Origin of the sequence: Streptomyces sp. NPDC048172 (genome assembly GCF_043202595.1) — a bacterium.
GTDB lineage: Bacteria > Actinomycetota > Actinomycetes > Streptomycetales > Streptomycetaceae > Streptomyces.
Genome location: NZ_JBIDAT010000002.1, coordinates 704,638 through 723,730, shown reverse-complemented (window position 1 = coordinate 723,730; position 19,093 = coordinate 704,638). Strand labels below are relative to the sequence as shown.

The 19,093-nt window shown below is 72.2% G+C and carries 16 protein-coding genes; 3 read left to right on the top strand and 13 right to left on the bottom strand.

The annotated features are described in order from the left end of the window. Positions 1-218: 218 nt before the first annotated feature. On the bottom strand, positions 219-3,104 hold the full coding sequence (gene topA, locus ACGF3A_RS11900; protein WP_393728441.1) for a type I DNA topoisomerase: 2,886 nt from the start codon (positions 3,102-3,104) through the stop codon (positions 219-221). Positions 3,105-3,279: 175 nt separating this feature from the next. On the opposite strand from topA, the gene ACGF3A_RS11895 reads away from it, so the two are divergent. Continuing rightward, on the top strand, positions 3,280-3,723 hold the full coding sequence (locus tag ACGF3A_RS11895) for an NINE protein (protein ID WP_393728439.1): 444 nt from the start codon (positions 3,280-3,282) through the stop codon (positions 3,721-3,723). Positions 3,724-3,817: 94 nt separating this feature from the next. Further along, positions 3,818-4,246 carry a DUF2752 domain-containing protein gene (locus ACGF3A_RS11890; protein WP_393728437.1) on the top strand — a complete coding sequence of 143 codons (429 nt, stop codon included), beginning with the start codon at positions 3,818-3,820 and terminating at the stop codon, positions 4,244-4,246. 24 nt (positions 4,247-4,270) lie between these two features. Here the strand turns inward: ACGF3A_RS11890 and ACGF3A_RS11885 are convergent, their stop codons facing one another. The 5 genes from ACGF3A_RS11885 to bldG all read right to left on the bottom strand — a co-directional run bounded on the left by ACGF3A_RS11885 (position 4,271) and on the right by bldG (position 10,676). Continuing rightward, positions 4,271-5,815, bottom strand: a complete 1,545-nt coding sequence (locus tag ACGF3A_RS11885; RefSeq protein WP_393728435.1) for a methyltransferase — start codon at positions 5,813-5,815, stop codon at positions 4,271-4,273. 156 nt (positions 5,816-5,971) lie between these two features. Then, the gene (locus ACGF3A_RS11880; RefSeq protein ID WP_393728433.1) at positions 5,972-6,535 is read right to left on the bottom strand and encodes a small secreted protein; all 564 of its coding nucleotides are present in this window, start codon (positions 6,533-6,535) and stop codon (positions 5,972-5,974) included. Between the two features lie 205 nt (positions 6,536-6,740). Beyond that, positions 6,741-9,140, bottom strand: coding sequence for a sodium-translocating pyrophosphatase (locus ACGF3A_RS11875; RefSeq protein ID WP_393728431.1), 2,400 nt, complete (start codon positions 9,138-9,140; stop codon positions 6,741-6,743). A gap of 510 nt (positions 9,141-9,650) precedes the next feature. Continuing rightward, entirely contained in the window at positions 9,651-10,193 is a 543-nt protein-coding gene (locus tag ACGF3A_RS11870; protein ID WP_393728429.1) for an ATP-binding protein, read from the bottom strand. 141 nt (positions 10,194-10,334) lie between these two features. Continuing rightward, entirely contained in the window at positions 10,335-10,676 is a 342-nt protein-coding gene (gene bldG, locus ACGF3A_RS11865) for an anti-sigma factor antagonist BldG (RefSeq protein ID WP_016473000.1), read from the bottom strand. A 389-nt stretch (positions 10,677-11,065) separates the two neighbouring features. On the opposite strand from bldG, the gene ACGF3A_RS11860 reads away from it, so the two are divergent. Then, a complete protein-coding gene (locus ACGF3A_RS11860; protein WP_393728426.1) occupies positions 11,066-13,390 on the top strand; it encodes a DEAD/DEAH box helicase in 2,325 nt (774 codons plus the stop codon). Here ACGF3A_RS11860 and ACGF3A_RS11855 read toward each other — a convergent pair. The 7 genes from ACGF3A_RS11855 to ssd form a co-directional block, all read right to left on the bottom strand. Further along, entirely contained in the window at positions 13,362-13,718 is a 357-nt protein-coding gene (locus ACGF3A_RS11855) for an Rv3654c family TadE-like protein (protein ID WP_393728424.1), read from the bottom strand. The genes ACGF3A_RS11860 and ACGF3A_RS11855 overlap by 29 nt on opposite strands. A gap of 22 nt (positions 13,719-13,740) precedes the next feature. Then, positions 13,741-14,307, bottom strand: a complete 567-nt coding sequence (locus tag ACGF3A_RS11850; RefSeq protein ID WP_393728423.1) for a TadE family type IV pilus minor pilin — start codon at positions 14,305-14,307, stop codon at positions 13,741-13,743. Positions 14,308-14,371: 64 nt separating this feature from the next. Continuing rightward, positions 14,372-14,569, bottom strand: a complete 198-nt coding sequence (locus ACGF3A_RS11845) for a DUF4244 domain-containing protein (RefSeq protein ID WP_393728421.1) — start codon at positions 14,567-14,569, stop codon at positions 14,372-14,374. A 50-nt stretch (positions 14,570-14,619) separates the two neighbouring features. Beyond that, a complete protein-coding gene (locus ACGF3A_RS11840) occupies positions 14,620-15,246 on the bottom strand; it encodes a type II secretion system F family protein (protein ID WP_393728419.1) in 627 nt (208 codons plus the stop codon). 287 nt (positions 15,247-15,533) lie between these two features. Beyond that, a complete protein-coding gene (locus ACGF3A_RS11835; RefSeq protein ID WP_393728417.1) occupies positions 15,534-16,469 on the bottom strand; it encodes a type II secretion system F family protein in 936 nt (311 codons plus the stop codon). Continuing rightward, positions 16,466-17,860 carry a TadA family conjugal transfer-associated ATPase gene (locus ACGF3A_RS11830; protein WP_393728416.1) on the bottom strand — a complete coding sequence of 465 codons (1,395 nt, stop codon included), beginning with the start codon at positions 17,858-17,860 and terminating at the stop codon, positions 16,466-16,468. Before ACGF3A_RS11830 ends, ACGF3A_RS11835 begins: the two co-directional genes overlap by 4 nt. After that, positions 17,857-18,999, bottom strand: coding sequence for a septum site-determining protein Ssd (gene ssd, locus ACGF3A_RS11825; RefSeq protein ID WP_393728414.1), 1,143 nt, complete (start codon positions 18,997-18,999; stop codon positions 17,857-17,859). Before ssd ends, ACGF3A_RS11830 begins: the two co-directional genes overlap by 4 nt. Positions 19,000-19,093 lie beyond the last annotated feature (94 nt).

Here is a 19,093-nt window from a genome sequence, read left to right as displayed (position 1 = left end):
CCGGTTCCCCGGATTCCGCCCCGTGCGAACGGCAACGGGACGGTTGTTCCCTACGTGTCCCCCACGTGTCCGTCACGAGCCGCCCGCGTATCGCGCACAGGGGCCTCGCATCGTCGGCCGACGATGCGAGGCCCCTGTGCGTCCGTTGTGCACCCGTCCGGAGACGGCGCGATCACCTGTCCGGAGACGGCGCCATCACCCGTCCGAAGACGGCGTCGTCACTCGTCCGAAGACGACTTCTTCGCGGCGGTGGCCTTCGTGGCCGTCTTCTTGGCCGCGGACTTGGCCGTGGTCTTCTTCGCCGTCGTCTTCTTGGCGGCGGCCTTCTTCGCGGGAGCCTTCTTGGCCGTGGTCTTCTTCGCGGCCGTCTTCTTGGCGGGAGCCTTCTTCGCGGCCTTCTTGGCCGGCCCCTTCGCCCGCTTCTCGGCGAGCAGCTCGAAGCCCCGCTCCGGCGTGATGGTCTCGACGTCGTCGTCGCGCCGCAGGGTCGCGTTCGTCTCGCCGTCCGTCACGTACGGACCGAACCGGCCGTCCTTGACGACCACCGGCTTCTCGGTCTGCGGGTCGGTGCCCAGCTCCTTGAGCGGCGGCTTGGCCGCGGCCCTGCCACGCTGCTTGGGCTGGGAGTAGATCTCCAGCGCCTTCTCCAGCGTGATCGTGAAGATCTGCTCCTCGCTCTCCAGCGAGCGCGAGTCCGTGCCCTTCTTCATGTAGGGCCCGTAGCGCCCGTTCTGCGCGGTGATCTCCTGCTCCGACTCGGGGTCGGTGCCGACGACGCGGGGCAGCGCCAGGATCCTGAGCGCCTGCTCCAGGGTGACCGTCTCCAGCGACATCGACTGGAACAGGGAGGCCGTTCTCGGCTTGACCGCGTTCTTGCCGGTCTTGGGCGTGCCCTCGGGCAGCACCTCCGTCACGTACGGCCCGTACCGCCCGTCGCGGGCGACGATCGGCCGTCCGCTCTCCGGGTCGGTGCCCAGCTCGAAGTCGCCGCTGGGCTTGGCCAGCAGCTCCTTCGCGTACTCGACCGTCAGCTCGTCCGGCGGCATGTCGTCCGGCACGTCCGCGCGCTGTCCGGGCTCGCCCTCCGTCTCGCTGGGGCCCTCGACGTACGGCCCGTAGCGCCCGACGCGGAGCGTGATGCCCTCGCCCACGGGGAACGAGGAGACGCCGCGGGCGTCGATCGCGCCGAGGTCGGACACCAGTTCCTTCAGGCCGCCGAGGTGGTCGCCGTCCCCGTTCCCGGAGTCCGCCGCCGTGCCGTTGACGGTGCCGTCGCTCTCCTCGCCGAAGTAGAAGCGGCGCAGCCACGGGATCGCCTCGGCGTTCCCGGCGGCGATGCGGTCGAGGTCGTCCTCCATCTTGGCCGTGAAGTCGTAGTCGACCAGGCGGCCGAAGTGCTTCTCCAGCAGGCCGACCACGGCGAAGCTCAGGAAGGACGGCACCAGGGCCGTGCCCTTCTTGAAGACGTAGCGCCGGTCGAGGATGGTGCTGATGATCGAGGCGTAGGTCGACGGGCGGCCGATCTCGCGCTCTTCCAGCTCCTTGACCAGCGTCGCCTCGGTGTAGCGGGCCGGGGGCTTGGTCGCGTGGCCGTCGACCGACATCTCGGTCGCGGAGAGCGGGTCGCCCTCGGCGACCTGCGGGAGGCGGCGCTCGCGGTCGTCCAGCTCCGCGTTCGGGTCGTCGGCGCCCTCGACGTAGGCCTTGAGGAAGCCGTGGAAGGTGATGATCTTGCCGGTCGCACTGAACTCGGCGTCCCGCCCGTCGGCGGAGCGCCCGCCGACCTTGACGGTGACCGACTGGCCGACGGCGTCCTTCATCTGGGAGGCGACGGTCCGCTTCCAGATCAGCTCGTAGAGCCGGAACTGGTCGCCCGACAGGCCCGTCTCGGCCGGAGTGCGGAAACGGTCCCCCGAGGGGCGGATCGCCTCGTGCGCCTCCTGCGCGTTCTTGACCTTGCCCGCGTACGTCCGGGGCTTGTCCGGGAGGTACTCGCTGCCGTAGAGCTGCGTGACCTGCGCCCGGGCCGCCTGGACGGCGGTGTCGGAGAGCGTCGTGGAGTCCGTACGCATGTACGTGATGAAGCCGTTCTCGTACAGCTTCTGCGCCACCTGCATCGTGGACTTCGCGCCGAAGCCCAGCTTGCGGCTGGCCTCCTGCTGGAGCGTCGTCGTGCGGAACGGCGCGTACGGCGAGCGGCGGTACGGCTTGGACTCGACGGAACGGACCGCGAAGGCCGTGTCCTCCAGCGCGGCGGCCAGCGCACGCGCGTTCGCCTCGTCCAGGTGCAGCACCGCGGACGGGTCCTTGAGCTGTCCGTCGGCGCCGAAGTCGCGGCCCTGGGCCACGCGCCGTCCGTCGACGGTCGTGAGCCTGGCCCCGAAGGTCCCCGGGTCGCCCGTCGCGGCACCCGCGGCGGCCGAGGCATCCCCCGCCTGCCCCGCCGCGAACGTGCCGGTCAGATCCCAGTACTCAGCGGAGCGGAACGCCATCCGCTCGCGCTCCCGCTCGACCACGAGCCGGGTCGCCACGGACTGCACACGGCCCGCCGAGAGGCGCGGCATGACCTTCTTCCACAGGACCGGCGAGACCTCGTACCCGTACAGACGGTCGAGGATGCGGCGGGTCTCCTGCGCGTCGACCAGGCGCTGGTTGAGGTCGCGGGGATTGCGCACCGCGGTCTGGATCGCGTCCTTGGTGATCTCGTGGAAGACCATCCGCTTGACCGGGACCTTGGGCTTGAGGACCTCGCGCAGATGCCAGGCGATGGCCTCGCCCTCGCGGTCCTCATCGGTGGCGAGGAAGAGTTCGTCCGACTCGGCCAGAAGCTGCTTCAGCTTCTTGACCTGATCCTTCTTGTCGCTGTTCACGACATACAGCGGCTCGAAGTCGTGATCCACATTCACGCCGAGGCGCGCCCACGACTCGCCCTTGTATTTCGCGGGGACCTCCGCCGCACCGTTCGGGAGGTCACGGATGTGCCCGACGCTGGCCTCGACCACGTAGCCAGGGCCGAGATAGCCCTTGATCGTCTTAGCCTTGGCAGGGGACTCGACGATCACGAGTCGGCGCCCACCGTTTGCGGTCTCGTGGGTCGGGGACAACTTCGCTCTTCTCTCAGTCGGCTGTGGTTACTGCGGTCCGGTATCGGTTCTGCATCAGTGTCGCTGCGGAGTGTGACGGTACCTCCCGCCCCCATGTCAAACGGGAAAAGTCCGCAACGCCACTCGAACGGTAACCCGACAACCAGCCATCCTGCCGCCCGGTGACTCTGGCAACATGTCTCGGGCTTTCAGGTACCGCTCGACCTCGGAGGACCAGGTGTCCAATCCCAACCAGCCCGGTTACGGCTACCCGCAGGACCCGGGACAGAATCCCTACGCCCAGCAGCCCGGCGCCGCCCCTGGCCAGCCCGCTTACGGCTATCCCCAGCAGGCCATGGGCGCCCCGATGGGCGCCCCCGCCGGCTACGACCCGAACGCTCCGTACGGCTACGACGCCTACGGCCGCCCGCTCTCGAACAAGTCGAAGATCGTCGCCGGTGTGCTTCAGCTCTTCATCGGCGGTCTCGGCATAGGACGGTTCTACACCGGCCACGTCGGCATGGGCATCGCACAGCTCTTCACCTGCGGTGGAATGGGCATCTGGTCCCTGGTCGACGGAATCATCTTCCTCACCAGCGACAGCCGTACCGACAAGGACGGCCGCGTTCTGCGTGGCTGACATGCGCCCGGCGAAAACGGTGGCGCGGCATCACGGGGGTCAAAGCGGGGGTAAAAATCACGGGGGGATTCACGGGGGAAACGTTGACCCCGCGGTGAAGAAGCCAGTCCCCAGCCCCTTCATCGCCCGTGTCCGCGCCACCGTCAAGCATCCGGCAGCACCGCCGCTCGCCGCCGCCCTGGTGGCGGCGGGCGGTGCCGTGTATCTGTTCGGCACCAATCCGCACGAGGGCGGCCACTGGCTGCCCCGCTGCCCGTTCAACTGGGCCACCGGACTGCTCTGCCCCGCCTGCGGCGGTACGCGCATGGCGTACGACCTGATGCACGGCGACTTCTCCACCGCGCTGCACGACAACGCGGCTCTCCTCCTCCTCGGCGTGCCCGCCGCCGCGTACTTCGCGGGGCGCTGGCTCTACGAGGGGCTGCGCGGGCGCCGCTACAGCCCGAACCTGGGCCGCCGCGGCACGGTGGCCCTGCTCACGGCCGCGGTGGTGTGGGCGGTGGCCCGGAACCTCACGGGCTGAGCCCGCTGGGTCCGCTGAGTCCGCTCAGTCCCGGGGCCCGCGCGGTACGTCGACGGGCGTGAGGAAACCCTGTTCGACCAGGAGCCGGATCGAGGCGGGCGTACGGGCGCGCAGCTCCGCCGCGTCCTCGCCGAGCAGCTGTCCGATGGCGTCCAGGATCCGCCCCGCGCTGAGCGAGCCGTCGCTCACGCCCGCGAACCCGGCGCCCACCGTGTCCACGGTCGTCGCGCGCCGCATGCCCCGGTTCTGGCGCAGCACCACATATTCCGGATCCTCCGCGCCCGGCAGCCCGATCTGCTCCTGCACGACCTCGTCGGCGAGGGCGTAGTGATGGTCGAGCAGCTCGGCGTCGTCGGTCCTGCGCAGGAAGTCCTGGCGCTCGAAGTGCGCCCGGATCACCTCGCCCAGCGGCTGCTCGACCGGGTGCGTCCACTCCTCCGCGATCACAGACGGACGTTCCGCTTCCGTACGGCGCAGGGTGATCCAGCCGAAGCCGACGGCCTTGGTGCCGCGCGCCGCGAACTCGTCGAGCCAGGCGTCGTACCGCTCGGCGTACGTGGCCGGATCATTGCGGTGATCGCCCGCGTCGCGCAGCCACAGCTCCGCGTACTGCGTGACGTCCTGCACCTCGCGCTGCACGATCCACGCGTCGCAGCCGGAGGGCACCCAGGCCGAGACCCGGTCCCGCCAGTCCTCGTCCTCCCGGTGCTCCCAGTTGGCGAGCACCTGGCAGTAGCCGCCCTCCGCCAGCCGCCCGACCGACTCGCGGACGAGCGTGCGGCACAGATCGTCCCCGCTCATGCCCCCGTCCCGGTACGTCAGACGGGCGCCGGGCGAGATCACGAAGGGCGGGTTGGAGACGATCAGGTCGTACGGTTCCTCGTCGGCGACCGGCGCGAAGAGCGCGCCCTCGCGCAGCTCGGCGGCCGGGGAGCCGGAGAGCGCGAGGGTGAGGCGCGTGAAGTCCAGCGCGCGCGGGTTGAGGTCCGTGGCCGTGACGTGTGTGGCGAACCGCGAGGCGTGCAGCGCCTGGACCCCTGACCCGGTCCCGAGGTCGAGCGCCCGCCTCGCGGGCCTGCGGACCATGATCCCGGCCAGCGTCGTCGAGGCGCCGCCGACGCCGAGGACGACGTCCTCGCGCCGCTCCGCGCTCCCGCTCGCGCCGCCGACGGCGCAGCCGAGGTCCGAGACGATCCACCAGTCCTCGCCCTCGGGCCCGCTGTACGGCCGTACGTCCACGGTGGCGCACAGTTCGCCGGTGTCCCCCGTGCCGTCCCCCACGCGCGCCAGCCAGCCGTCCGCGAGGGCCTCCTCGACGGGCAGCACGGCGGCGACGCTCGCGTACGGGGCGGGCTGCTGGAGGAGGAAGAGGCGTACGAGCGTCTCCAGCGGCCCGTCGCCGCGCGTGGCGCGCAGCGCTGGCACGGTCTCGCCGCGCGCGAGAGCGGCGTACGCGGGCGCGCCGAGCAGCTCCAGCAGCCCGTCCGCGGTGAACCGGGCGCCGCTCAGGGCCTCGCGCAGCCGCCGTACGTTCTCGTCCTGGACCGCGGGAAGGGCATCGTTGATCACGGGGTCATTCTCTCCGACACCGGCCCGTCCTCCTCCCGCCGCCACGGCGAGGGCCCCGGGCGGAAAGCCCGGGGCCCTCAGGAATGACGGAGACTCAGCTGGTGGGGGTTCAGCCGGTGGGGGGGGCCGAGCCGGTGGGGCTCAGCCGGCAGAGGCTCAGCTCGCGGGCGCCGAGGGCGCTCCCGTCGGCTTCTTGCAGCCCTCCTGGCCCGCCATGGACTTGCCCAGCTCGCCCTTGCCGAGCTTGTCGAACGCCTTGGCGCCGCCCTTGCCGAGCTCGCCGACCTTCGCGGCGATGCCCTCCAGGCCCTTGTCGAAGCCCTTGTCGGGGTTGAGCTTCTCGGCCTGCTTCTTCAGGTCGGCGTATCCCTTCGAGAGGCCTTCCAGCTCGGCGACGACGTCCTTCTGGGTCTTCTCGCCACCGTCGACGGGCGGGGCACCCGCGTCCTTGAAGGAGTTCGCCAGCGAGCCGTACGCGTCGGAGACCTTCTGGAAGGCTGCCGCGTCGGCCTTCTTGACCTCCTGGGGGGAGTTCCCGCCGCGGTTCACCTTGGCGAGCGAGGTGTTCGCCTCCTGGATCTTCTTGACCTGGGTCTGCATGTCGTCGCAGATCTTCTTGGTCCAGTCATCCGTCTTCTTGCCGCTGTCGTCGCTGCAACCCGTCAGCGCGAGTACGAGTGCCGCACAGCCGGACAGTGCAGCCGCAAGCTTCTTGTTCACCGGATCGGTCCCTTCCATGGCTGTTCGGCCCGGAACATACACGCCGGAGAGGGGCTCACGACGAGTCGAGGGAATCTTCCGTCCGGGATTACAGCCATTTGCACCAAAAGCACAGACGCCACACCGCCCGGTCACACGAAGGGCGGACGAGATGCCAACGCACCTCGTCCGCCCCTGAGTTGTCCCAGCTCGCGCCGGGTGTCCGCTAGGAGGCGGTCACCGGGTCGGAGGACTTCGCGATCCTTTCGCTGTTGTCTTCCTCACCCACCACGATGCCGCGGCGCTTGGAGACGTACACGGCGGCGACGATCACCACGATGGAGACGACCGCGACCGCCGCCCGTACGCCGACGCTCTTGTCCTCGCCGTAGCTGAACTTCACGACGGCGGGGGCGATGAGGAGGGCGACGAGGTTCATCACCTTCAGCAGCGGGTTGATCGCCGGACCGGCCGTGTCCTTGAAGGGGTCGCCGACCGTGTCGCCGATCACCGTGGCGGCGTGGGCCTCGCTGCCCTTGCCGCCGTGGTGACCGTCCTCGACGAGCTTCTTGGCGTTGTCCCAGGCGCCTCCCGAGTTGGCCAGGAAGACCGCCATCAGCGTGCCCGTACCGATCGCGCCCGCGAGGAACGCGGCCAGTGCGCCCACCCCGAAGGTGAACCCGACGAGGATCGGCGCCATCACGGCGAGCAGCCCGGGCGTCGTCAGCTCGCGCAGCGCGTCCCTGGTGCAGATGTCGACGACGCGGCCGTACTCGGGCTTCTCGGTGTAGTCCATGATCCCGGGCTTCTCCCGGAACTGCCGCCGCACCTCGTAGACCACCGCGCCCGCGGAGCGCGAGACCGCGTTGATCGCCAGCCCCGAGAAGAGGAAGACGACCGCAGCCCCGAACATCAGCCCGACCAGCGTGCTGGGCTGCGCGATGTCCACCAGCTCCAGCATCTTGCCCGCTTGCTGGTCCGCCTCGGAGAGAGCCTTGGCCAGCTCCGTACGGTACGAGCCGAAGAGCGCGGCGGCCGCGAGCACGGCCGTGGCGATGGCGATGCCCTTGGTGATCGCCTTGGTGGTGTTGCCGACCGCGTCGAGGTCGGTGAGCACCTGCGCGCCCGCGCCCTCGACGTCGCCGGACATCTCGGCGATGCCCTGCGCGTTGTCCGCGACGGGCCCGAAGGTGTCCATGGCCACGATGACGCCGACGGTCGTGAGCAGGCCGGTGCCCGCGAGGGCGACCGCGAACAGCGCGAGCATCACGGTGCCGCCGCCGAGCAGGAACGCGCCGTAGACGCTCAGGCCGATCAACAGCGCGGTGTAGACGGCGGACTCGAGACCGAGCGAGATCCCGGACAGGACGACGGTGGCCGGGCCGGTCAGCGAGGTCTTGCCGACGTCGCTCACGGGCTTGCGCGTGGTCTCCGTGAAGTAGCCGGTGAGCTGCTGGATCACGGCGGCCAGCACGATGCCGATCGCGACGGCGACGACGGCGAGCACGCGGGGGTCCCCGTCATGGCCGAGGATGTCCTTCGCGTCGCTGCCGGAGACGCCCTTCAAGTCGGCGTAGCTGGACGGCAGATACGCGAAGGCCGCCACCGCCACGAGCACCAGCGAGATCCCCGCCGAGATGAAGAAGCCCCGGTTGATCGCGGTCATGCCGCTGCGGTCGGAGCGCCGGGGCGCGACGACGAACACACCGATCATCGCGGTGATCACGCCGATGGCCGGAACCAGCAGCGGGAACGCCAGCCCGTCGTTGCCGAACACGGCGGTGCCCAGGATCAGCGCGGCGACGAGCGTGACCGCGTACGACTCGAAGAGGTCGGCCGCCATCCCGGCGCAGTCGCCGACGTTGTCGCCCACGTTGTCCGCGATCGTGGCCGCGTTGCGCGGGTCGTCCTCGGGGATGCCCTGCTCGACCTTGCCGACGAGGTCGGCGCCGACGTCCGCGGCCTTGGTGAAGATGCCGCCGCCGACACGCATGAACATCGCGATCAGCGCGGCACCGAGCCCGAAGCCCTCCAGGACCTTGGGCGCGTCCGCGGCGTAGACGAGCACGACGCAGGCCGCGCCGAGAAGTCCGAGGCCGACGGTGAACATGCCGACGACGCCGCCCGTACGGAAAGCGATCTTCATCGCCTTGTGCGAAAGGGATGTCAGGTCCGTCGAGGGCTCGCCCTCGCCCGGAGTCGCCTCACGCGCCGCAGCCGCCACTCGTACATTGCTGCGCACCGCGAGCCACATGCCGATATAGCCGGTGGCCGCCGAGAAGGCCGCACCGACCAGGAAGAACAACGAACGGCCGATCCGCTGTTTCATATCGTCGGCAGGCAGCAGGAACAGCAGGAAGAACACCACGACGGCGAATACGCCGAGGGTGCGCAACTGCCGTGCCAGGTAGGCATTCGCGCCTTCCTGGACCGCTGCCGCGATCTTCTTCATGCTGTCCGTGCCCTCGCCGGCGGCGAGCACTTGTCGTACCAGAACCAGCGCGACACCGAGGGCTGCCAGAGCCACAACCGCGATCACGATCACGAGACCACGGTTGCCGCTCGTGAGCTCGGCGGCGTCGGCCAGTTGCTGGGAGTTCTGAAGTGGGCTGAGATGCCCCGCCATTCGTCCTCCTTGACGTTTGGCACATGGGCGCGCGCAAGCACGCTCAGGCGCGTCCTGCTGCAAAGATGTGGACGGATTGTAGGGAGCGCCACTAGATCAAAACAGAGCGCAGCAGCGGGAATTCGCCCCGAGCGGCGAAGATCGGCCGGAGCGGCGCCGGATAATTCCCTCGCATGAGGGAAGCCGCAAATTCAACTGACGCCGGGAAAATGATCTCTTCTGCGATCAACGGGGATCAAGAAAGCCGGTGAAATCGCTGGTCAGAACCTGCGGATAAGTGCTGTTGACGTACCGGAGAAGAGCCGGAAAATAGGCACGCAAGATCGAAAAAGCCCGCCGTGGGCACGGCGGGCGCTTTCGATCACGGAGATCACGAACCTGGCAGGTCCGTCTCAGATCTCTCTCAAGATCTCTCTCAGATGTCTCGCTCGGGCGTCTCCCGGGTGACTCCCGGGTGACTCCCGGGCGTCTCCGCTCGGGCGTCTCCCGGGCGTCTCGCTCGGGCGTCTCTCAGGGCAGGACGGGCTCCGGCGTCGTCGGCCAACTCATCCTGATCACACCGCCGTTCTCATCGGCGGAGACCTCGACGTCGTCCACGAGGCCACTGATCACGGCGAGGCCCATCTCACCGTCGCCCTCGTCCTCCTCGGCGGCCGGCTCCGGGATCTCGTCCCGGGCGCCGGGCAGCAGCGCACCCTCGGCCTCCACGACCCCATTGCCCTCGGGGCCGCCGGACACCGCGCTCGCGTGGGCCGACGCCGCATGGGCCGTGGCGGCCGCGGACGACGTGGCCAGACGCGGATGCGGGGCGTCGTCGCCGACCTCGATCGAGAACTTCTTCTCGTCCTCGATCAGCGCCACGCGCACCGGGGTCTCCACCCCGTTGCTCATGTGGAGGCCGACCGCGCGCGTGCACGCCTCGCCCACGGCGAGGCGCACCTCGTCCAGCACGGCCTCGTCCACCCCGGCCCGCCGTGCCACGGCGGCAGCCACCAGCCTCGCCGTCCGGACATGCTCCGGCAGCGCGCTGAATAGGAGCTCCACGGTGGCCATGCCATCCCCCTCGGTCTTCCTGTGTCCTGCGCGGGGGCCGGGCTGCGGGACTCACAGACCCGGTACCCCCACTCACGCGTTCCCAATCAACCGCGAGCCCGCACGCGCGCCTGGACGGCGCGCGCACCGGCTCCTGAACCCTCAGTCGGTCGCGGCCACTGCCTCGTCGACCGACGAGTGGATCGGGAACACCTTGGTCAGACCGGTGATACGGAAGATCTTGAGAATGCGCTCCTGGTTACAGACCAGGCGCAGAGAGCCCTCATGGGCACGGACCCGCTTGAGTCCGCCGACGAGCACGCCGAGCCCCGTGGAGTCCAGGAAGTCGACGCCCTCCATGTCCACGACGAGGTGGTAGCTCCCATCGTTCACGAGCTCGACGAGCTGCTCGCGCAGCTTGGGCGCGGTGTATACATCAATCTCGCCACCGACCTCGACGATCGTGCGATCGCCTACGGTACGGGTCGACAGGGACAGGTCCACAGATCCTCCAGCACCTTGCGTTCGAGCGGTCAGCCCCCTCGGTTCTCCCTCCCCCTGCCTGACGGAGAGAGGTGCCCCCAAAGGCAGGGGACGGATCGGCAGCCGCAGAAGCATTCAATCACTTACCAGCAGGCGAGTACGACGCCTTGCAGCCATTGTCCGTCTCGCCAGTGACACACTCGGTACCGATGGCCAACGAAGAGCCGACACGGGCCGCAGCCACTCGCCCTCGGTCCGTACTCACCCGCACGGCTGCCCGCGACACCCCCCGCGACGTGCTCGCTCGCCTCGCCGAGGGGGAACATCGCGCTGGGCGCATCACCCATACGGAGCACTTGCCCCCGCGGAGCGGTCGCCATGCGGATTGGCCTGAGCGGATCCGACCAGAAGTGATCGAAGCCGTACGTGCAGCAGGCATCGACCGCCTCTGGGAGCACCAGGCGCGTGCCGCCGAGCACGCCCTCGACGGCGATTCCGTGATCGTCGCCACAGGCACCGCCTCGGGCAAGTCGCTCTCCTATCTCGCCCCCGTCCTCAGCGACGTCCTCGACGGCTCCGAGGCCCCGAACGGGCGGGGCGCCACGGCCCTCTACCTCGCCCCGACCAAGGCCCTCGCCGCCGACCAGCGCCGCGCGGTCGCCGAACTGGCCAAGCCGCTCGGCAAGGCCGTACGCCCCGCCGTCTTCGACGGGGACACCCCCTTCGAGGAACGCGAGTGGGTCCGCCTCTTCGCCAATTACGTCCTCACCAACCCGGACATGCTCCACCGCGGCATCCTGCCCGCGCACGCCCGCTGGTCCTCCTTCCTGCGCGCCCTGCGCTACGTCGTCATCGACGAGTGCCACACCTACCGGGGCGTCTTCGGCTCCCACGTCGCCCAGGTCATCCGCCGCCTGCGCCGCGTCTGCGCCCGCTACGGCTCGGACCCCGTCTTCCTCCTCTCCTCCGCCACGGCCGCCGACCCCGGCGAGGCCGCGGCCCGTCTCACCGGCCACCGCGCCGTCGAGATCACCGAGGACACCTCCCCCCGGGGCGAAGTGGTCTTCGCCCTCTGGGAGCCGCCCCTCACGAACCTGGAGGGCGAACGCGGCGCCCCCGTCCGCCGCACCGCCACCGCCGAGACCGCCGACCTCCTCACCGACCTCGCCCTCCAGGGCGTACGCACCGTCGCCTTCGTCCGCTCCCGCCGCGGCGCCGAACTGATCTCCCTCATCGCCCAGGACCGCCTCTCCTCCGTCCCGGCCCCCCGCACGTCCCGCGCCCTGGCACCGGGCGAAGCGCCGGACGACGGGGCCGACGGGAACGACGGGGACGACGGCGACGGCACGGGCGGCCCCGGTGGCACGGGCGGCACGTCAGGGCCCGGCGGCGGGGGGCGCGTGAGCCTCGCCTCCCGTATCGCCGCCTACCGGGGCGGCTACCTCCCGGAGGAGCGCCGTGCCCTGGAGCGTGCCCTCCACAGCGGCGAACTGCTCGGCCTGGCCGCCACCAACGCCCTCGAACTCGGCATCGACATCTCAGGCCTGGACGCCGTCCTCATCACCGGCTATCCCGGCACCCGCGCCTCCCTCTGGCAGCAGGCCGGACGCGCGGGCCGCGCCGGACAGGGCGCGCTCGCCATCCTCGTCGCCCGCGACGAACCGCTGGACACCTATCTGGTCCACCACCCCGACTCTCTCTTCCGCACCCCGGTCGAGACCACCGTCCTCGACCCGCACAATCCGTACGTCCTCGCTCCCCACCTCTGCGCAGCCGCAGCCGAAATCCCCCTCACCGAGGACGACTTCGCCCTCTTCGGCCCCGAGACGGCCGCCCTCCTGGGCAAGCTCGAACAGCGCAAGCTGCTCCGCCGCAGGGGCACCGCCTGGCACTGGACCCGCAAGGAGCGCGCGGCGGACCTCACCGACATCCGCGGCAGCGGCGGCAAGCCGGTCCAGATCGTGGAGGCGGACACCGGGCGTCTGCTCGGCACGGTGGACGCGGCGGCGGCCCACACCACCGTCCACGACGGCGCCGTGCACCTCCATCAGGGCCGCACCTATGTCGTCCGGCACTTCGATCTGGAGGACTCCGCCGCCCTCGTCGACGAGGCCAGCCCACCGTGGACGACGATGGCCCGCGACACGACCTCGCTGGCCATCCTGGAGACCGAGGCCGAGGTCCCCTGGGGCGACGCCCGTCTGTGCTACGGCTCGGTCGAGGTCACCAACCAGGTCGTCTCCTATCTGCGCCGCCGCCTGATGACCGGCGAAGTCCTCGGCGAGACGAAACTGGACCTCCCTCCCCGCACCCTGCGCACCCGCGCCGTCTGGTGGACGGTCACCGAGGACCAGCTCGACGCCGCCCGCATCAACCCCGAGATACTCGCGGGCTCCCTGCACGCCGCCGAGCACGCCTCCATCGGCATCCTTCCGCTCTTCGCCACCTGTGACCGCTGGGACATCGGCGGCGTCTCCATCGCCCAGCACCCGGACACCCTCCTTCCCACGGTCTTCGTCTACGACGGCCAGCCCGGCGGCGCCGGATTCGCCGAACGCGCCTTCCACACCGCCCGCGCCTGGCTCACCGCCACCCGGGACGCCATCGCCGCCTGCGACTGCGAGGCGGGCTGCCCCTCCTGCATCCAGTCGCCCAAGTGCGGCAACGCCAACGACCCTCTCCACAAACGCGGCGCCATCCGCCTCCTCACCCAGCTCCTCTCCGCCGCCCCGTAGCGACACCCTCCGGCGCGTCCCCGTCGTCCACCAGGTCCACGGGCCCCGCCCGCGACCGCACCCGTGGCCCGTACGGCCCCCAGCGCACCTCCGCGACCAGGTCGGCGATCTCGCCCCGCACCACGCAGCGGACCACCCGCGCCCCCTGCGCCTCCGCCACCCGCCGGGCCCGCGCACAGGCCCGGCGCTCGCCCTCCAGGGCGTGATCGGCCGCCGCGAGCACCGCCAGATCGGCCGCCCCGCCTGCCCGGTGCCGGACCGCCACGGCCTGGCCGAACCCGAGCACCGTGCCGAACACCCCGCACAACGCCACCGCGCTCAGCGCCACCCACACCGTGGCGGAGCCCCGGTCACCCCCGGGCCACGTCCTCACCCCTCTCGCCCGTCCGCCTGTCCGTACCCGTACCCGTACGCGTACTCGTGTCCGTGCCCCCGTCCGTCTCCGTATCCGCATCGGCATGCCCACCCGCGCCGCCCCCGTCCGTGCCCGTATCCGCGTCGGTTTCCGTCCCCGTCCCCGTCCCTGTGTCCGCATCCGCATACGCGTCGGCGTCCGGGACCGCTCCCGCGCCGTCCGTGCCCGGGACCTCGTCCCCGGCCTCTCCCGGTCCCTCCCGCGACGCGACCGCCTCCTCCGTCAGCCGTACGGCCAACGGCCCCGGGCCCGTGGACCGCGCGCGGACCGTGACCCGCACCAGCTCCCCCTCCCTGTTCGTCTCCACGGCCACGCCGTCCGGTCCGGCCTCCCGCACCACCGCCCGTACGCCCTCCGCCGGCTCGCCCCGGGCCACCGCCCGTGCGCCCTCCCGCGCGGCGTCGACGCACTGGATCCGGGCGACGGCCGCCATCACGCCCCACAGGAGCGTCGAGACGAAGAGCACCAGCGCCGGGATCACCACGGCGGCCTCGGCGGTCACATAGCCCGCGCTCGGATCGAACCGGCGCCCCGGGCCGCCGCCCCGCCCTGACCACCACCGACCGTCAGCTCCCCACACTGAGCGCCCGCTCGATCAGCTGCTGCATCTCCGCGCGCACGGCCCCGGAGGTCAGAACCTTGTAGAGACCGGCCGCGAAGCCTGCGGCGGCCACCGTGCCCACCGCGTACTCAGCCGTGCTCATCCCCCTGTCCCTCGCCTCGCCGCGTGCCACGCGCCATGCCCTGCGCACCCTTGCCAACATCCCCGCTCCTCCCAGCCCTTCAGGTCTCCCTCGTGTCCTTCCGGCCCTCCTCACCACAGCGACCGCACGAGCCCGAGCACCACCGGCGCCACCCCGACCACCAGGAAGGCGGGCAGGAAGCAGAGCCCCAGGGGGCCCGTCACCAGCACCGAGGCCCGGCGTGCGCGGGCTATCGCCTGGCGCGCCCGCCGGTGGCGCAGTTCGTCGGCGAGCCGGGTCACCGTCTCCACGGCGGGGACCCCCGACGTACCGGCCCGCTCCAGGCAGCGGGCGAAACCCGCGCTCCACGGCTGCGCCCCGAACCGGCCCCACACCGCCTCCGGTTCGCCCCCGAGCCGCAGCTCCGTCGCCGCCCGGACCAGCCGCACCCCGAGCGGGCCTCCGACGGAACGTCCGACCGCCTCGGCCGCCTGTCCTGGCCCGGCACCGGCCGCGAGGCACGCGGCCATCAGATCGGCCGTCAGCGGAAGTTGGGCCTCCGCGATCCGCGCCTCGGCCGCCGCCTCGCCGCCCCGCGCGCTCTCGGCCGCGCGGCGCCGCAGCCAGCGCCAGACGACATACGTCCCGACCGCACCGAGCAGCCAGCCCCAGACCCCGCCGATCATCACCACCGCGAACACCCCGACGCCCGCCGCGCCCGCGCCCTCCTTCCACGGCCACCCCCGACATCGCGCCACGCGTCGGCCGATACGGGCGACCGGGCCTCGCGCGTCCGGCCCCGCGCCCCGCGCGTCCGGCCCCCTGCCTCGCGCAACCGGTCCCGTGTCCCGTGCGGCCGGTCCCGGACCTCCTGCCGCGTGTCCGGCCCGCTCCGCCCCCGCTCGTACGCCCAGCACCGCCGCCATCCTTCGCCGCACGCCCCTCTCGCTCCGCCAGTCGGCGGCCGAGGCGACCACGCATCCTGATCCGGCGAGCATCACGGACGCCATCCACAGGCTGGGGACACCGCCGGGCCCCAGCCCCGTCACGGCGCACCACCGTCCTCGCCCTCCGCCGCGCGGACGATCCGCGCGACCCAGGCCAGTCCCGCCCACTCCAGGAGCGCTCCGGTCACCAGGCACACCAGCCCCACCGGGCTGTGCAGCAGGACGTCGAGCGGGTCGGCGTCCATCGCGCTGCCGAGCAGCAGCCCGAACAGCGGCAGCAGCGCCAGCACCACGGCCGTCGCACGGGGGCCCGCCAACTGCGCGCGCAGCTCCTCGCGCTGGTCCCTCCTGGCCCGCAGCGCCGACGCCGTACGCTCCAGCCCCTCGGCCAGGCCCGCGCCGCCCTCGACCGCCACCTGCCAGCAGGCCGCGACGCCCCGCAGCCCCTCGGCCCCGGGCTCCCGCGCCGCCTCGCGCAGCGCCCCGGGCACGTCTCCGCCGAAGCGAGCCGCCGCGAGCAACGCGGCGCCCGGCTCCCCGAATCCGCGCGTCACCGTCGCGCCCGCCGAGAGCAGCGCCCTGTCCGGCTGCCATCCGGCCCGCAACTCGCCAGAGACGGCGACGCACAGGTCCACGACGGCCGTCTCCCTCGCCTCGGCCGTGCCGCGCCGCTCCCGCTGCCTCAACCAGCGGCGCACGCAGGGCACCGCCACAGCACCGGCGAGGAGCGGAAGCCAGGACTCCGCCAGCACGGCCGCCAGCACCGCCACCGGAAGGCACCAGCCCTCACGGCCGACCCGCCCTCCGACCCGCTGCCGGAACAGGGCCACGAGCTCCCTCAGCCACCCGGGCGGCTCCAGCGCCCGGGGCCCCGGGGCGCCCGGCTCTCCTCCACCGGCCAGCAACAGCCGCGCCCGCCGCACCCCGTCGTCGTGCCCCACCATCAGCCATGCCGCCGCTCCCGCGCACAGCATCGCCGCGTACACCGGCGTCGCCTCCGCACCCGGAATCAACGCTTCCCCCGTCCCCGTCATCCCGCGCTCCTTCCCCCCGCGACGCCGGCACCGGCACCGGCACCGGCACCGGCTCCCGCGCGCCCCGTCGCGTCCGGGCCGACTCCGCCTGTCCCGTCCCACTCACCGCGCCGGTCCCGCTCACCGCGCAGGCACAACCGCTCCAGCTCCGGCCAGCCACGCTCCTTCTCGAAGCCCCCGGCCAGCCCGCCCGTCCGCCGGGCGACGGCCCTGTCGGCACGTCCGCTCCACACCACGGCCGGGACCGTGGTCACCAGCCCTTCGCGGTCGCGCTCCAGGACGTGGATCTCGGCGACGCGGCGCCGCCCCCTCCGGTCCCGCGCCAGGTGCACGACCACGTCCAGCGCCGCCGCCAACTGGCTGTGCAGCGCCGCCCGGTCGAGCCCCGCCGTGGTACCCAGCGCCTCCAGGCGTGCGGGGACGTCCGAGGCGGCATTGGCGTGGACGGTCCCTGAGCCTCCCTCATGTCCTGTATTGAGAGCGGCGAGCAGCTCGGTCACCTCGGCCCCGCGCACCTCGCCGACGACGAGCCGGTCGGGGCGCATCCGCAGGGCCTGCCGCACCAGGTCGCGCAACTCGACGCGGCCCACCCCCTCCTGGTTCGCCGGACGGGACTCCAGCCGCACCACGTGGGGGTGGTCGGGCCGCAGCTCGGCCGAGTCCTCGGCGAGCACGATCCGCTCCTCGGGACCGACGAGACCGAGCAGCGTGGACAGCAGCGTCGTCTTCCCGGAGCCGGTGCCGCCACTGATCACGTACGACAGCCGGGCGTCCAGCACCGCGCGCAGCAGCCGCCCGCCGCCCGGGGGCACCGTGCCCGCCGCCACCAGCTCGTCCAGCGAGAACGCCCGGGGCCGTACCGCCCGCAGGGACAGGCACGTCGAGCCCACGGCCACGGGCGGCAGCACCGCGTGCAGCCGCGTGCCGTCGGGCAGCCTCGCGTCGACCCATGGCCTGGCGTCGTCGAGACGGCGGCCCGCCGAGGTCGCCAGCCGCTGCGCCAGTCGGCGCACCGCGGCGGCGTCGGGGAAGCGCACGCCTGTCCGCTCCAGGCCCCGCCCCCGGTCCACCCACACCTCGTCGGGCCGGGTCACCAGGACGTCCGTGACCTCCGGATCGGCGAGCAGGGGCTCCAGCGGCCCCGCACCGACCAGTTCGGACCGCAGCGCCTCGACCACGCCGAGCACCGCGCTGTCCCCGAGCAGCCGCCCCTGAGCGCGGAGCGCCGCCGCGACCCGCGCGGGGGTCGGCTCACCGCCGGTCTCGGCGAGGCTGCGCCGCACGGCGTCCAGCAGCCCGGCTCCCGGAACCGCGCACTCCGCCCCGGGGCCCCACGAGGCCGTACGCAGCCCTCGTGACCCCTGCGCCGGGAGCTCCCGCACCCCGCTCATGCCGCCACCTCCCCGCCGCTGAGCGCCTGGTCCCAGAAGGCGCGGCAGAAACGGGCGAGGGCTCCGCTCTTCCCGTGCCCCGGCGGGATCCCGTGGTCGATGTCCTCCAGCAGGCCGCTCTCCCAGGGCAGTTCACCGGCGAGGGGCAGCTCCAGGAGCCGGGCCACCTCGTCCTCGTCCAGCCCCGGTCCGTACCTCCGCTCGCCGCCCGGGCCGCCCGGCGTCCGCACCACCACCCGCAGGTCCCGCACGACCATCCGCACGCGGGAGACCATCCGGTGGGCCGCCGCGACGGCGCGCAGCTCGGCGGGGACGACGGCGAGACCGAGGTCGAGCTGCACGAGCGCCTCGGTGACCGTCTCGTCGATCCGGCGCGGCAGGTCGACGACGACCACCCCGCCGCGCCGCCGCGCGGCGGAGAGCACGGACTTCATCGCGTCCGCCGGGATCAGCACGGAGTCCCCCCGGTCCCAGCTGAGCACGGTCAAGTCGTGCAATCTCGGCAACGACTCCTCCAGGGCGGCGCCTGCGACCCGCCCCCGCGACTCCGCGAAGGCCGGCCATCGCAACCCCTCCGTCCCCTCTCCGCCCAGCAGGACGTCGATCCCGCCGCCGAGCGGGTCGCCGTCGATGAGCATGGTGCGGCGGCCCGCGCGGGCCGCCGTGACGGCGAGGGCGCAGGCGAGCGTGGAGGCCCCGGCACCGCCGCGCCCACCGAAGACCCCGACGGTCAGCGCGGGCTGTCCGATCTCCTCGGCCGCGTCCGCGATACGGCCGGTGAGCCAGCTCTCCGCGTCGGGCAGCACCACCACGCCCTCGGCGCCGATACGTGCTCCGCGCTCCCAGACGCCCGAGTCGTCGAGATCCCTTCCGACAAGGAGCACACCTGGTCTGCGCAGCGCGCCGCACGGCCCCGATGGCACCTCACCGCCGAGCCCCGGGCCCCGCGCGCAGTCGTCCCCCACGAGGATCAGAGGGGCACGCTCCCACGAGACGGCGCCTCCCCAACTCGCCCAGCTCACACCGCTCGTGGGGGCTCCGTGCGCGACGTCCGCCCCGGTCCCCGCGGCAGCGCACAGTCGCAGTAGGTCATCGAGGAGTTCCTCGTCCTCGGTCACAATCAGAATGTTTTCAGCCATGATCCCGACCGCCTTCGCACCGGGCGTCCTCGCGTCCGCAAACGCCTGCGGACACCGCCGGGAATCACCGTCCTGCGAACCGGAAAAACTTGGG

Bases quoted from the DNA above. Each gene is read 5' to 3' on its own strand.
- ACGF3A_RS11895 (WP_393728439.1), top strand. From the start codon at position 3,280: ATGTCTCGGGCTTTCAGGTACCGCTCGACCTCGGAGGACCAGGTGTCC.
- ACGF3A_RS11875 (WP_393728431.1), bottom strand. From the start codon at position 9,140: ATGGCGGGGCATCTCAGCCCACTTCAGAACTCCCAGCAACTGGCCGAC.
- ACGF3A_RS11870 (WP_393728429.1), bottom strand. From the start codon at position 10,193: ATGGCCACCGTGGAGCTCCTATTCAGCGCGCTGCCGGAGCATGTCCGG.
- ACGF3A_RS11845 (WP_393728421.1), bottom strand. From the start codon at position 14,569: ATGTTGGCAAGGGTGCGCAGGGCATGGCGCGTGGCACGCGGCGAGGCG.
- ACGF3A_RS11835 (WP_393728417.1), bottom strand. From the start codon at position 16,469: ATGACGGGGACGGGGGAAGCGTTGATTCCGGGTGCGGAGGCGACGCCG.
- ACGF3A_RS11830 (WP_393728416.1), bottom strand. From the start codon at position 17,860: ATGAGCGGGGTGCGGGAGCTCCCGGCGCAGGGGTCACGAGGGCTGCGT.
- ssd (WP_393728414.1), bottom strand. From the start codon at position 18,999: ATGGCTGAAAACATTCTGATTGTGACCGAGGACGAGGAACTCCTCGAT.